Source organism: Hyphomicrobium sp. LHD-15 (assembly GCF_031157355.1).
In the GTDB taxonomy this organism is placed as follows: Bacteria; Pseudomonadota; Alphaproteobacteria; order Rhizobiales; family Hyphomicrobiaceae; genus Hyphomicrobium_C.
In genome coordinates, this window is sequence record NZ_JAVIFT010000001.1 from 973806 (window position 1) to 987413 (window position 13608).

Consider the following 13608-nt stretch of genomic DNA (forward strand, 5'->3'; position numbering starts at 1 on the left):
AAAACGCAGCGCAAAGCGCATGGTTCCGGGAGTGCCCTGCGACCGGCTAACTCAGGTCTCTACGACCTCCAAAACACCGGGTACCGTCGTGATGCGACCGATGGTTTTAGCGGAAAGCTCATACTTACCCTTGGTGGCGATCGGCACCGGGCGCTCGTATCCGCTCAAGCTCAACTCGATGGAAAGCTCGGCTCTTCCCGGCTTGAGCAACGCTTTCAACTGCTCAATCGTGGCGGGATTTCGCGCCAGCGCGTCGCCGTCCAACAGCACTTTCACCGACGACACGAGCTGCTTCATCGCGTCTTCGAGCGATTTCACATCCTGAACACGCATCTTGAGCGCATCACCGTCGCGCTCACCTTCGACGCTCAGCAACACAGGCGTACCGGCTTCGAGCAGCCCGCGCGAATTGGCGAGCGTTTCGGAAAAGATCACGGCTTCGAACTGGCCGCTGCTGTCCGAGAACATCGCGAAGGCAAATTTGTTGCCCTTCTGCGACCGGCGTTCACGCGCGGAAATCACGATGCCGGCAAGTTTGCCCCCGGTAACACCCAGCGCGCTCGCGGTCTCGAAATCCACGTAGCGGCGCACGCCCAACTTGGCGAGCGCCTTTTCGTATTGATCGAGCGGATGGCCGGACAGGAAGAAGCCGACTGCAGAAAATTCCTCCTGCAGCTTTTCCATCGGCGTCCAAGCTTCGGCGGGCTTCAACTTCAATACGACAGCCGTAGCGTTCAATTCCATGCCGCCGAGCAGGCTCCCCTGCCCGGTTTGGTCGTCGTCGGCCTTCTTGCCGGCCTCCGTCATCATCTGCTCGACGTTGGCATAGACGAGCGCGCGGTTCTTCTCGAACATGTCGAAGGCACCAGCTGCGGCGAGCGTTTCGAGCGCGCGCTTGTTCACGGCCTTGGTGTTGATGCGGGATGCGAAATCCGCGAGCGACGTGTAGTTACCCTTGGCGTTGCGGCTTTCGACGATCGTCTCGACCGCGCTTGCACCGATGTTCTTGAGCGCGGCGAGCGCGTAGCGGATAGCGCCGTGGTCCTCGCCCTTCTTCGGCGCCTCGGCGAGAAATTCGACTGCAGAGGCATTGACGCAGGGAGGCAGCACGCGGATGCCGCTCTTCTTGGCTTCGGCGGCGAACATCGCGAGCTTGTCGGTGTTGCCGGCGTCGAGCGTCATGGACGCAGCCAGGAACTCCTCGCGGAAGTTCGCCTTCATGTAGGCGGTGTGGTAGCTGACGAGCGCATAAGCGGCTGCGTGCGATTTGTTGAAGCCATAGCCCGCGAACTTGTCGACCAGCTCGAAGATGTAGACGGCATCATCCTTCTTGACGCCGTTCTTCATCGCACCTTCGACGAAGCGCGCCTGCTGCCGCGCCATCTCGTCCTTGTCCTTCTTACCCATCGCGCGGCGCAGCAAGTCAGCGTCGCCGAGCGAGTAGCCGGCCATCACCTGGGCGATCTGCATCACCTGTTCCTGGTAGATGATGACGCCGTGCGTCTCCTTCAGGATGCCTTCGAGCATGGGATGGAGATAGTCGACCGGCTCTTCCTTGTGCTTGCGGTTGATGTAGGTCGGGATGTTGTCCATGGGGCCAGGACGATAGAGCGCCACCATGGCGATGATGTCCTCGAAGCGGTCGGGCTTCAGCCGCTTCAAGCTTTCGCGCATGCCCGTGCTTTCGAGCTGGAACACGCCCGCCGTATCGGCTTTGGCGAGAAGCTCATAGGAGGGCTTGTCGTCGAGTGCCAGCGAGAGAAGATCGATGTCGATGCCGCGTCCGCGCTTCACGAGCTCGACGGCCTTGGTGAGCACGGTCAGCGTCTTCAAGCCGAGGAAGTCGAACTTCACGAGGCCCGCCGCCTCGACCATCTTCCAGTTGAACTGGGTGACGGGCATGTTCGATTTGGGATCGCGGTAGAGCGGCACCAGCTCATCGAGCGGGCGGTCACCGATCACCATACCTGCGGCGTGCGTTGAGGCGTGGCGGTAGAGGCCTTCCAGCTTCTGGGCGATCTCGAGCAGGCGCGCGACGAGCGGATCGTTGTCGCGTTCTTCCTGCAGCTTCGGCTCGCCCTCGATGGCTTCGGGCAGCGTGACGGGATTGGCCGGGTTGTTGGGCACGAGCTTGCAAAGCCGGTCGACCTGACCATACGGCATCTGCAGCACGCGGCCGACGTCGCGCAGAACCGCGCGCGCCTGCAGCTTGCCGTGGGTGATAATCTGGGCGACGCGATCCGTGCCGTACTTTTCCTGCACGTAACGGATCGTGCGGTCGCGCCGCTCCTGGCAGAAGTCGATGTCGAAGTCCGGCATCGAAACGCGTTCAGGGTTCAGGAAGCGCTCGAAGAGCAGGCCGAAGCGCAACGGATCGAGGTCGGTGATCGTCAGAGACCAGGCGACGAGCGAGCCCGCGCCCGAGCCACGGCCCGGCCCAACCGGCACGCCGTTGGACTTCGACCACTTGATGAAGTCGGCAACGATCAGGAAGTAGCCCGGGAATTTCATGCGGGCGATGACGTCCAGCTCGAAGGCGAGGCGCTTGTCGTAATCCTCGCGGGTAAAGCCCGGCGCCAGCTCGTTGACCGCAAGGCGCGCGCGCAGGCCTTCCTCGGCTTGGCGGTTGAGCTCGCTGGCCTCGGCCGCGAGCATCTCCTCGTCGCTCATGCCGTCGGTGGCAGGCACGAAGCGCGGCAGGATCGGCTTGCGCTTCTCCGGTCGGTAGGCACAGCGCTGCGCGATCTCGACGGTGCTTTCGAGTGCTTCGGGCAGATCGGCAAACAGCGCCGCCATCTCGTCGGCAGATTTGAAATAGTGATCGCGGGTGACGCGGCGGCGGTTGTCCTCCGTCACCATGCGGCCTTCGGCGATGCAGATCAGCGCGTCGTGGGCCTCGTAGTCGTCCGGTGTCGCGAAGTAGACCTCGTTGGTGGCGACCAGGGGGATGCCGAGGTCGTAGGCGAGCGAGATCAATTGCGGCTCGATCTCTTCCTCGGACTTGAGCCCATGGCGCTGTAGCTCGACGTAGAGGCTGCCGTTGAAGATGCGCTGCAGGCGGGTCAGCCGCTCGCGGGCGAGATCGGCCTGGCCTTCCGACAACGCGCGGCCGATGGGACCGAGCGGGCCTCCCGTCAGCGCGATCAGGCCTTTGCTGTGCTCAGCCAACGCATCGATCTTGATGTGGGTCGGATCGGTGGGGTCCGGCAGCAGGAAGGCCTGGCTTCCGAGCTTGATGAGATTGGCGTAGCCGTCCGCGTTCGATGCAAACAGCGCAAGCGCGCCAGCAGGGCGCACGGGCGGTTCGTTCTGGCCGGCGCGCATCAGGGCGGCGGGGCCGCTCCCCGCCGTGCCGTCGCCGAAGTCGGTGTCGTAGGCCCCGCCGACGATGGGCTGGATGCCCGAGCCCGACAGCTTGTCCGAGAACTCGAGCGCGCCGAACAGATTGTTGGTGTCGGTGAGGCCGATGGCCGGCATGCCGTGGGCCTCGGCCAGCTTGGCGAGCTTGCCGATCGGCAGCGCGCCCTCGAGCAGCGAATAGGCCGAGTGGGTCTTGAGGTGGACGAATTTGGGAAGGGATGGGGCTGTCATGCTGACATTGCTAAGATGATTCTGGCGGCGCCCAAGGTCCGATTTCGGCTCTGGACTGACGATAGTTGTAGTTGCTCCCGCTATCCACATAGGCGCTCACGCCGGATAAACGAAGAGCAGAAACGCGGCTTGCCAGGGCGCGCCAGGGCCAGTACCGCTTTGGGCGACCATGGCAAACGCTTTCACCAATCTCTGGCGGCTTTCGCGGGCGGGCATCGTGTTGGCCCAACACGGGGTACGCTTCGTGCCGAAGGGCCAGCCGGTTCCGCTCCCGCTTCGGTTTGCGCGGCTGCTGACGCTGCCGATCCAGATCGTGTCGGCCCCCTTCAACGTGGGCAAGCCGAAGCAGCGGCGCATCTCGTCTGCACTGGCCGCGCTCGGGCCGAGCTACATCAAGCTCGGGCAGTTTCTCGCGACGCGCGGCGACGTGATCGGGCCGGAGCTCGCGGGCGATCTCGGACACCTGCAAGACAAGATGCCGCCGTTCAGCATGGCGGAAGCGCGCCGGGCTGTCGAAGACGCGCTCGGCGGCAAACTGGAAGATCATTTCATCGAATTTGGACCTCCCGTCGCAGCGGCCTCGATCGCGCAAGTTCACAAGGCTGTCACGCTCGAAAAGGGCCAGCGGCGCGAGGTGGCGGTCAAGATCCTCCGGCCGGGCGTCGAGAAGCGTTTTCAGCGCGACCTCGACAGCTATTTCTTTGCGGCGAACCTGATCGAGCGCGTGCACGCGCCGTCGCGCCGTCTCAAGCCCGTCGCCGTCGTCGAAAACCTCGCGCGCACGACCGAGCTCGAGATGGATCTCCGGCTCGAAGGCGCGGCGATGTCGGAGATGGCCGAGAACATCGGCAAGGAAGAGAAGTTCCGCGTGCCGTCGGTCGACTGGAAGCGCACCGCCAAGCGCGTGCTGACCACCGACTGGATCGACGGCATTCCGATCTCCGACCGCACACGGCTCAAAGCCGAAGGTCATGACCTGAAGCAGCTTGGTCTCACCGTGCTGCGGAGTTTCCTGACGCACGCGATGCGCGACGGCTTCTTTCATGCCGACATGCACCAAGGCAACCTGTTCGTCGACAAGGCGGGCAATGTGGTCGCTGTCGATTTCGGCATCATGGGACGGCTCGGCACTAAGGAGCGGCGCTTCCTTGCCGAGATCCTCTACGGGCTCATCACGCGCGACTACCGGCGCGCGGCGGAAGTGCATTTCTGGGCGGGCTATGTGCCGCCGCATCATCCTGTCGAAGTGTTCGCGCAGGCGCTGCGAGCGATCGGCGAGCCGATCCACGGGCGCACGGCGGATGAAATCTCGATGGCGGATCTGCTGGGGCAGCTCTTCGCCTACACCGACGTGTTCGACATGGAGACGCGACCTGAGCTGATCCTGCTGCAGAAGAGCATGGTGATCGTGGAGGGCGTGGCGCGCGGGCTCGATCCCTCGCTCAATCTCTGGACGGCGTCAGAGCCGGTCGCGGCCGAGTGGGTAGAGGCAAACTACGGCGCGCGCGGGCAGCTCAAGAAGGCGGGCGAAGGCGCGACGACGCTTGCGCGCGTGCTCGCCGAAGTGCCGACGATGCTTGCGGAGGCGGAGCGTGCTTCGTCGGGCCTCGCCGAGATGGCACGCCAGGGCCTGCGGCTCGATCCGGCGACGATCGAACAGATCGCACAGGCGACGAGCCGGCGCGACCGGTTTCGGCGGATTGCAACGTGGATCGGCGCGTTGAGCCTCGCGGCGCTGGCGGCGAAGTATGTCGGGGTGATCTAGACATCCTGCGGGCGTGACTGGACACCGGCGGTGTGACGGTGAGCGAGACACGCGGAAAAAAAAGGCGGCGAGCCGGATGGCTGCGCCGCCTTTTCATTGAATGCGTCCTTTAAGCGTCGTGTCTGCGGGAAGTCCGCAGTTACTTCTTCTCGCCGTCGCCCTTGCATTCGAAATCGACTTTCACCCACGGCAGGTCGACCTTGCAGTTACCCTTGCCGTCGCGCTTAAAGACGTCGCCGAACTGCTCCTTGAGGCCGTTGAGATCAACGCTCTCCTTATCGTTCTTGGCAACGTTGGTTTCGTCATTCTTCGGCGCGGCTTTGTCGTCGGGGGCGGCTTCATTCGTCGCTGCGCCCTTGGGGTCGGCACTACCGGGCGCGGGAACGGCCGCTTCCTGCGTGCTGCAGCGAACGAGATCGGCCGGGGCTTTCGTCCAGACCATCGTCTTGGACAGGAACTTCACGCCGGCATAGCCCATAACCTTGAGCGTGCCGTCTTTCTGAGGCGTGACCTCGACGTCGTACTTCTTCTTTTTCTCGGGGCTGTAGATCCAGGCGTTGTCGCCGCCCCAGGCGCCGCCGCCGGAGCTCGTGAGGTCGCCGATGATCTGACGGCCGCAGCCTTCAACGTCGGCGGTGTCTTTCACCCACACGACATGACCGCAAAGCTTGTCGCCGCATGGCTTGATCTCGATGGCTCCGCGGCCGGTGTCGTTGACCCATACGCCCAGAGGCTCGTCTGCGGCCATTGCGGGGGATGCCGCGAGCAGCAAGGCCGCGAGAGCGGGGATGCGAAGAACGTGTCTTTCGATCGGCATGGCTGCCTCCTTGTCTTGTCTCGATTTTCAACGGCCAAGCGGGAACGTGCGTTCCAGGCCGCCGGCAAGTCCGCACGAACCGGACCCTAAGCCATAATGCTTGGCGCCCCAAATCGGCGCTGTTCCGCCAGAAACACGGGCGAAGTCCGCGATTTTTACAAGGCGTTGGGCGGAATTTCGACCAAAAGGCCGTTTTCGAGGACCACGACCCGGTCCATTCGTCGCGCCAAATCCAGATTGTGGGTGGCAATCAGCGCCGCGACACCCTCGCTGCGGAAGAGCCCGATCAACTCGTGGAACACCAGGTCCGAGGTTTGCGGATCGAGGTTTCCGGTCGGCTCGTCGGCCAGGATCAGGCGCGGACGGTTGGCGAGCGCACGACAGATGGCGGTGCGCTGTTGCTCGCCGCCGGACAGCTGGGCCGGGCGGTGATCGAGACGTTCGGCAAGGCCGAGCGAGGACAAAAGCTTGCGGGCGCGGTCCTCGCCTTCGGAGCGGGAGCGCCCCAGGATCATCTGCGGGATCGCTACGTTTTCCAGCGCTGAGAACTCGGGCAGGAGCTGGTGGAACTGGTAGATGAAGCCCATCTCGGCGCGGCGAACGCGTGTCCGGTCGTCGTCGCCCATCGCGGCGCAGTCGCGCCCGGCGATCACGACGTGACCGGAATCGGGGGTTTCGAGCAGGCCCGCAATGTGCAGCAGTGTCGACTTGCCGGTGCCCGATGGTCCGACGAGAGCCACGCACTGCCCCGGCCACACGTCGATGGCAGCGCCGGCCAGCACGTGAATCTGACGCGTTCCCTGATGGAATGTCCGCCGGAGATCGATCAGGCTCAGGACCGGCACGTGCTGCTGATGGTTCGGATCAAACACGCTTTGGCCCCTTACTCGTAACGCAGCGCTTCGACGGGATCGAGACGCGAAGCGCGCCACGAGGGATAGAGCGTCGCCAGAACAGAAAGCGTCATGGCCATGGCGACGATGGAGCCGGTCTCGACAGGATTGATGTCCGCGGGCAGCCGCGTCAGGTAGTAGACGTTCGGGTCGAACACCTTGGTGCCCGCTACCCAGGCCACGAACTGGCGGATCTCCTCAATGTAGCGGCAGAACACGACGCCGATGAGCAGGCCTGCGAGGGTGCCGACGATACCGATCGAGGCGCCGGTGATCAGGAAGATACGCATCACCGAGCCCTTACTCGCGCCCATGGTGCGCAGGATCGCGATGTCTCGTCCCTTGTCCTTCACCAGCATCATGAGACCCGAGATGATATTCAGCGCGGCGACGAGGACGATCAGCGAGAGGATGATAAACATCACGTTTCGCTCGACCTCGAGGACGGTGAAGAAGGTCTCGTTTCGTTGTCGCCAGTCCGTCACGTTGATGGTCGGACCCGCCTCGGTGCGGATGCTGATGGCCGCATCGTCGACATTCTCGGGGTCGGAGATGACGACCTCGAGAATATCGACTTCCCCCAACTTCGAGAAATAGCGCTGCGCTTCCGACAGCGGCATGAAGATCATGGTCTTGTCGTACTCGGACATGCCGAGTTCGAAGATCGCCGTCACCGGATAGGTTTTCGAGCGTGGCGCGGTGCCGAATGGAGTCGCGGCTCCGCGCGGGGAAATGATGGTGAGCGTGTCGCCGACATTGATGCGCATGGAGTTGGCGAGGCGCATACCGATCGCGAGGCCGCCGGACTGGTCGAAGCCGTCGAGTGAACCATAGCGGATGTTGTCGGAGACGAGCTTCAGGGCCTTGAGATCGGCCTCCTGGATGCCGCGCACGGCCGCACCGGACGCCTGCACGGCGGACGACACCATCACCTGTCCCTCGATCAGGGGGATGGCATGTTCCACGCCGCGAGCGCGGGCCACGGCCTTGGCGATATCGGGATAATCGGTGAAGGGCTCGCCAATCTTGTAGACGACGACATGGCCGTTGAGACCAAGGATCTTGGCGAACAGATCCTTGCGGAAGCCGTTCATCACGGCCATCACGATGATCAGCGTCGCCACGCCCAGCATGATGCCGAGAAACGAAACGGCGGCGATAACCGAAACGAACCCTTCCTTGCGGCGCGCGCGCAGATAGCGCGACGCGAGCAGCCATTCGAACGGCGAGAAAGGCTTCGTGTCAATCGATGCTGCCGCCATGCGCGCTACCCTTTTTTGTTATCAGGCCAGAACGCGCTGATCGACGACGCTGCTGATCGTGCGCGCGATGCCCGCCTCGATCGGCAGGGTTTCGCGCGCGCCCGTCTTGCGGTCCTTGATCTCGATTTCGCCGGCCTTGACGCCCTTCGGGCCGACGATGATCTGGTAGGGAATGCCGATCAGATCCATCGTCGCGAACTTAGCGCCGGCGCGATCGTCGGTGTCATCATAAAGAACATCGATGCCGGCGCTCTCGAGCCGCGCCTTGACGTCGAGAGCTGCCTTGTCGGTCGCCTCGTCGCCAACCTTGAGATTGATCACGGCAACCTCGAACGGCGCGACAGGCACGGGCCACACGATGCCCGCGTCGTCGTGGCTCGCCTCGATGATCGCGCCAACGAGGCGCGATACGCCGATCCCGTACGATCCCATTTCGAGTGTCACCTGCTGACCATCCGGCCCCTGAACCCGGCACCCCATGGGTTCCGAATATTTGGTGCCGAAGTAGAAAATGTGACCGACCTCGATGCCGCGTGCGGAAATCCGCTTGTCCTCGGGCACCTCGCTCTCGAAACGGGCGGGATCGTGCTTTTCTTCGGTGGCGGCGTAAAGCGACGTCCACTTGTCGAAGATCGGCGTGAGATCGCCCTGGAAATCGGTATGCGGGGGCGGAATTTCGCCCTCGATCAGATCCTTGTGACAAAAGACCTGGCTTTCACCGGTCTCGGCCAGAATGATGAATTCGTGCGAAAGGTCGCCGCCGATGGGGCCGGTGTCAGCCTGCATCGGTACCGAGCGCAGGCCGAGGCGCGCAAAGGTGCGCAGGTAGGCGACGAACATGCGCCGGTAAGCGGCACGTGCGTTTTCCTTGGTGAGATCGAAGGAGTAGGCGTCCTTCATCAGGAATTCGCGTCCGCGCATGACGCCGAAGCGCGGGCGGATCTCATCGCGGAACTTCCATTGAATATTGTAGAGGTTCCGCGGCAGGTCCTTGTAGCTCCTGATGCTGTCGCGGAAGATCGTCGTGATCACCTCTTCGGCAGTCGGGCCGAACAGCATGTCGCGCTCATGACGATCGGTGATGCGCAGCATCTCCTTGCCGTAGGCTTCGTAGCGCCCGCTCTCGCGCCAGAGATCAGCCGATTGGATCGTCGGCATCAGCAGCTCAACGGCGCCGGCGCGGTTCTGCTCCTCGCGGACGATGTTTTCGATCTTCTTCAGCACCCGCAGGCCGAGCGGCAGCCAGGAATAGATGCCGGCCGCCGACTGGCGCACCATAGCGGCCCGCAGCATCAATTTATGAGACAGGATTTCGGCTTCCTTGGGGGTCTCGCGCAGAACCGGCAGGAAGTAGCGGGAAAGATGCATGGGCCATGTCTTATGTTGCGGCGCAAAGGCGACCGGGTGCGGAACAGGCGCCCCCAAAGGCCGCCCGCAGGGCCCGAGATGGCCCCGGGCCGTCAATACCCAGGATTGCGGTTAAGGGCAATGAATCCTCGCGCGGAGGCCCGAGAAATGGGCAATCCGTCACCAATTCGTCATCGGAGCCAATTCGCGAGCGGGGGCCTGCATGAGCTTTGGGCACTTGCGTTTTTTTTCCACCTGGACCCGTGACATAGCGCCGCCGTTCAGTTATGGTGCGCTCGTTCACGTGACAGGGGCGAGGCCTATGACCAATTGGCTCGGGGCCCAAGTCTAGGGAGAAAAAGGCCGCAGAGCTGGAGACATCTCCAGGTTCCTAGAGCCGATAAAAGCAAACGGCGTAAAAACGCCGTCAAGCGAGTGCCAAGAGTTGGCAAGAGCAAGGCGATCGCCTTGCTCTTTGCATTTGGGGGAACCCCAATCGACTTTGGTCTGGACGCGCGCGCTCGTTGTTCAGGAAACGCGGCTCAGGGCGTTGTGCCGCCCGGCACTCCCAGCTGAACGCCGCTGTAGAGCCCAAGCCAGTCATTCTCCAGCGCCGTCCAAACGAAGACGAACGTCACGGCTGCAACCAGCGTGTTGATGATCAGGGTCCGCAGAATCCGCGGCGTGGCGGGTGCACTGGCCGGCGTGCCCTCCACGACGTCGCCTGCCTCACCCTGGGTTCGCACGCCGAACGGCAGCACGACGAAGAGCGTCAGCCACCAGATCACGATGTAAAGGGCAACGGCGAGGCTCGTGGACATGTTCTCGTCTCCCTTTTTGTTCTTTTCGTTGTTTTGACGGATCAGGCCGAGGCGGCCGTATCAGACCTGCTCCAGCTCCGTGAGCGTTCCGAGGAAGTCCTTTGGATGCAGGAACAGAACCGGCTTGCCGTGGGCGCCGATCTTGGGATTGCCGTCGCCGAGCACGCGAGCGCCCTGCTCCTTGAGCTTATCGCGGGCGGCGATGATGTCGTCCACCTCGTAGCAGACGTGATGGATACCGCCGTCCGGGTTCTTTTCCAGGAACTTGGCGATCGGCGAGTTGGCGCCGAGCGGCTCCAGGAACTCGATCTTGGTGTTCGGCAGCTCGACGAAAACGACGGTTACGCCGTGATCGGGCTGCGGTGTCGGATCCGTCACCACGGCACCGAGCGCGTTCTTGTAAACGGCCGTCGCCGCAGCCAGATCCTTGACTGCAATGGCCACGTGGTTCAGGCGTCCGATCATCGTCCTAAGTCCTCAACTCTCAAAAAATATCGATCTCTATCAACGGGGCAGGCCTCAGCCTTTCCCATCGATCACGCTCACCAGCACCTTGACAATAGGCTTCTTGCCCCAGGCCGCGGCGACCCCTCCGCGCACCGCCCTGCGGACCGCCTCACTCACCATTTCCAGGTCGCGGCGACGATCGCGGGGAATGCTTTTCAGGGTTCCCTCCACAGTCGTCAGGACGAGTTCGTCCATCGGCTCGCCGTCCTCGTCCTCGGCCGGCACGCCGTCGATGACGATCTGCGGTTCGGCCATCAGCTCGCCGCGGCGCGTGAGCGCGAGCGCCACAACGACGATGCCCACGACCGCGAGCTTGCGCCGCTCGCGCACCGGCCCATCGGTCGAAGGAACGATCAGGCGACCGTCGCGGAACAGGCGCCCGACCGGCGCGTCGTCGACAATGCGGACCGGACCCGGCGCCAAGCGCACCATTTCGCCATTGTAGGCCACTTGCACTTCGGAGACGCCGGCGTCGCGGGCGAGCGCGGCATGCGCCTTGAGATGGCGCGCCTCGCCGTGCATCGGAATGACGATCTTCGGGCGCGTCCAGGCATAGAGCTGGCGCAGCTCGTCACGGCGCGGATGCCCGGTGACGTGGACCAGCGCTTCGTTGTCAGTCACCACCTCGATGCCCATGCGCACGAGGTTGTTCTGGATCCAGCCGACGGCCTTTTCGTTGCCGGGAATGGTGCGTGAGGAAAAGATCGCGAGATCGCCCTTGTCGAGCGAGATATCGGGGTGTTCGTTCTCGGCGACGCGGGCCATGGCGGCGCGCGGCTCGCCCTGGCTGCCGGTGCAGAGACATACCACTTGAGACCGCTTCAGCTCCGAGAACCGTTGCTGGTCGACGTAGCGGAAACCCTGGGGCAAATAGCCGGTATCGATCGCGACCTCTATGACGCGATGGAGCGCACGCCCGGCCACGACCAGCTCGCGGCCTGCGGCCCGCGCTGCATCCGCCACCGCTTTCACGCGCGCCACGTTGGACGCGAAAGTCGTCACCGCGACGCGCGCGGGGGCATCCTTCACGATGTCGGCCAGCGTTTTCGCAACGTCGCGCTCGGACGGCGATTTTCCCTCGCGCATGGCGTTGGTGGAATCCCCCACCACCGCGAGTACACCTTCGTCGCCCAAGGCCATCAGGCGGCGTTGGTCGGGCGCGCCACCGATGGTGGGCGTGAGATCGATTTTCCAGTCGCCGGTGTGGACCACCAAGCCCGCGGGCGTGCGGATCGCCAACGCGCTGCTCTCGGGGATCGAGTGAGACATCTCGAACAGCTCGACATCGAACGGTCCAGCCTGAAATCGCCCGTTAAGCGGTATTTCGCGGATCGGAATGTTGAGCTTGCCGCCGTATTCGGCGAGCTTCGCCTTCAGCATCCCGGCGGTGAACGGAGTTGCATAGACCGGCACGCCGAGACGCGGCCAGAGATCGATGACGGCGCCGATGTGATCTTCATGGGCATGCGTAATCACGATCCCGGCGAGCGTGCTCTTTTCCTCTTCGATGAAGCGAAGATCGGGGAAGATCACGTCGATGCCCGGATCATCCTCGCCTTCGGGAAAGGTGATGCCGAGATCGACCATCAGCCATTTGCGGGCGTCGGGGGGGCCGTATCCATAGAGATACGCGTTCATCCCGATCTCGCCCAAGCCGCCAAGGGCTAAAAAGACAAGCTCGTTCTCGCCTTGAGCCTGGCTCCGTTTCGTCCGCTCTTCAGGCATTCGCCGTTTGCGCCCTTTTCTTTTCTGAACCGCGATCCTGATCAGCGCGAAAGTGAAACGTCGCCAAATGTAAACCGGCGAGCGCCGCTTGGTGTGTCGAGAAGCAGCGCGCCTTCGGTGTCCAGCCCCAGGAAGGCCCCATCGATCCGCTCGGAGCCGGTGTTGATGCTCATCCGTTCCCCTATAGGATGGGCACGGTTTAGCCAAGCCTCCCTGATCACCTCGAAACCTGCGCCGTTTTCCCAGATCGCGATCCAGATGCGAGTCGCATCCGCAATCTCGGCGAGGAGCGCCCCAGAATCGCCCGCGAATCCATGGTCTGCGAGACGGGTGGCGGGCCGATCCGGCAGATCGGGCGCTGACGCAATGTTGATCCCGATCCCGATCACCGCAGCGAGCCCGGCCGGCGTGGTGCTGCTTTCGATAAGAATTCCGCCGGCCTTTTGTCCGTCGATCAGGATGTCGTTCGGCCATTTGAGCCGAAGCCCGGGCGGCGACGCCCCCAGCCCTGCCGATATCGCATCGAAAACCGCGATCCCAGCCACCAGCGACAGCTGATAAGCCCTTGAAACGGCGGTATCGAGAGTGAGCAGAAGGCTTGCCTGCAGGTTGCCGGGCTCGGAGGTCCAACTCCGTCCCGCGCGCCCGCGACCGGCCGTCTGTACGTCCGCCATGATCCACAATGGACCCCGTTCGCCGGCCACGGCGCGGCGCATGGCCTCGACGTTAGTCGAGTCGACGGTATCGAGCCGCTCGGTGCGCGTTGGATTCATGGGCGGCACTGACCTGGATCAGAGGCGTGTAAATTGATCCGCGCGCGGTTGCGACATTTCATCATGCAGGCTGGTAAGGCGTCATTAAGCTTCTGATATTTATCATA

The 13608-nt window shown here is 63.2% G+C and carries 10 protein-coding genes; 1 reads left to right on the plus strand and 9 read right to left on the minus strand.

Annotated features, from left to right (window positions below; genetic code table 11):
• Positions 1 to 51 precede the first annotated feature (51 nt).
• The gene (dnaE, locus tag RCO24_RS04450) at positions 52 to 3591 is read right to left on the minus strand and encodes a DNA polymerase III subunit alpha (RefSeq protein WP_308960193.1); all 3540 of its coding nucleotides are present in this window, start codon (positions 3589 to 3591) and stop codon (positions 52 to 54) included.
• A gap of 169 nt (positions 3592 to 3760) precedes the next feature.
• Here dnaE and ubiB point away from each other — a divergent pair, with 169 nt between their 5' ends.
• Positions 3761 to 5356 (plus strand): 2-polyprenylphenol 6-hydroxylase, encoded by a 1596-nt coding sequence (gene ubiB / locus RCO24_RS04455; protein ID WP_308960194.1) that lies wholly within the window; start codon positions 3761 to 3763, stop codon positions 5354 to 5356.
• A 139-nt stretch (positions 5357 to 5495) separates the two neighbouring features.
• Here the strand turns inward: ubiB and RCO24_RS04460 are convergent, their stop codons facing one another.
• The 8 genes from RCO24_RS04460 to RCO24_RS04495 all read right to left on the minus strand — a co-directional run bounded on the left by RCO24_RS04460 (position 5496) and on the right by RCO24_RS04495 (position 13501).
• The gene (locus RCO24_RS04460) at positions 5496 to 6173 is read right to left on the minus strand and encodes a DUF2147 domain-containing protein (protein ID WP_308960195.1); all 678 of its coding nucleotides are present in this window, start codon (positions 6171 to 6173) and stop codon (positions 5496 to 5498) included.
• Positions 6174 to 6328: 155 nt separating this feature from the next.
• Positions 6329 to 7045 carry an ABC transporter ATP-binding protein gene (locus RCO24_RS04465; RefSeq protein ID WP_308960196.1) on the minus strand — a complete coding sequence of 239 codons (717 nt, stop codon included), beginning with the start codon at positions 7043 to 7045 and terminating at the stop codon, positions 6329 to 6331.
• A gap of 11 nt (positions 7046 to 7056) precedes the next feature.
• Complete coding sequence (locus RCO24_RS04470; RefSeq protein ID WP_308960197.1) at positions 7057 to 8328, minus strand: lipoprotein-releasing ABC transporter permease subunit; 1272 nt, start codon at positions 8326 to 8328, stop codon at positions 7057 to 7059.
• Between the two features lie 21 nt (positions 8329 to 8349).
• Entirely contained in the window at positions 8350 to 9696 is a 1347-nt protein-coding gene (gene proS / locus RCO24_RS04475; RefSeq protein ID WP_308960198.1) for a proline--tRNA ligase, read from the minus strand.
• A 521-nt stretch (positions 9697 to 10217) separates the two neighbouring features.
• Entirely contained in the window at positions 10218 to 10496 is a 279-nt protein-coding gene (locus tag RCO24_RS04480; protein ID WP_308960199.1) for a DUF1467 family protein, read from the minus strand.
• 60 nt (positions 10497 to 10556) lie between these two features.
• Positions 10557 to 10961: a methylmalonyl-CoA epimerase gene (gene mce, locus RCO24_RS04485; RefSeq protein WP_308960200.1), complete on the minus strand. Its 405-nt coding sequence runs from the start codon at positions 10959 to 10961 to the stop codon at positions 10557 to 10559.
• Between the two features lie 54 nt (positions 10962 to 11015).
• Positions 11016 to 12728 carry a ribonuclease J gene (locus RCO24_RS04490; protein ID WP_308960201.1) on the minus strand — a complete coding sequence of 571 codons (1713 nt, stop codon included), beginning with the start codon at positions 12726 to 12728 and terminating at the stop codon, positions 11016 to 11018.
• A gap of 41 nt (positions 12729 to 12769) precedes the next feature.
• Positions 12770 to 13501, minus strand: coding sequence for a biotin--[acetyl-CoA-carboxylase] ligase (locus RCO24_RS04495; RefSeq protein WP_308960202.1), 732 nt, complete (start codon positions 13499 to 13501; stop codon positions 12770 to 12772).
• Positions 13502 to 13608: the final 107 nt, after the last annotated feature.